The organism is Neptuniibacter pectenicola, assembly GCF_001597735.1.
GTDB classification, from domain to species: Bacteria; Pseudomonadota; Gammaproteobacteria; order Pseudomonadales; family Balneatricaceae; genus Neptuniibacter; species Neptuniibacter pectenicola.
This window is the reverse complement of sequence record NZ_LUTS01000068.1, coordinates 1-553: the sequence shown is the minus strand read 5'-3', so window position 1 is coordinate 553 and position 553 is coordinate 1. Positions and strand designations below refer to the sequence as shown.

Sequence of the window (553 nt, the reverse complement as noted above, 5' to 3'; positions counted from 1 at the left end):
GCCCCTTTTCTTTCTTTTCTTTCTCCTCTCTCCCCTCCTCTTCTTTTATTTCCTCCTCCCTCTTTCCTTTCTTCATCTCTTCCCCCTTCTTCTTCTTTTTCTTTTTTTCCTCCCCACTTTATTTCCTTTTCCTTTTCTCTTCTTTCCTTTCTCTCCCCTTTCTTCCTCCCTCCTCTCTTCCTTTTCTTTTCCCTTCTTCTCCTTTCTCCTCTCCTCCCCTTTTTTCCCCCTCCTCTTTCTCTTCTCCTCCCCCCCCTCCCCCTTTTTCCTTCCTCTCCCCTCCCTCCTCCTTCTCTTTTCTTTTTTTCCTTTTCTTTTTCCTCCTTTTCCTCTCCTTCTCTCCCTTCTTCCTCCCCCCTCTTCCTCCCTTCTTTTTTTTCCCTCCTTCTCCCTCTCTTCTCTTTTCCCTCCCTCTCCTTCCTTTTTCTTTCTCTTCCCCCTTCTCTTCTTTCTCCTCTCTTTCCTTTTTCTTTTTTTCTTCCCCTCTTTCTTTCCTTTTTTTCTTTCTCTTTTCTCCCTTTCTTCTCTCCTTCCTATCTTCCTCTTTTCCCTT

At 44.7% G+C, this 553-nt stretch carries 1 protein-coding gene; it reads right to left on the bottom strand.

Going from position 1 to position 553, the window contains the following annotated elements:
- Positions 1 to 72: 72 nt before the first annotated feature.
- The coding region (locus A3773_RS19755; RefSeq protein WP_197462832.1) for a hypothetical protein at positions 73 to 553 on the bottom strand (481 nt) is incomplete at its 5' end.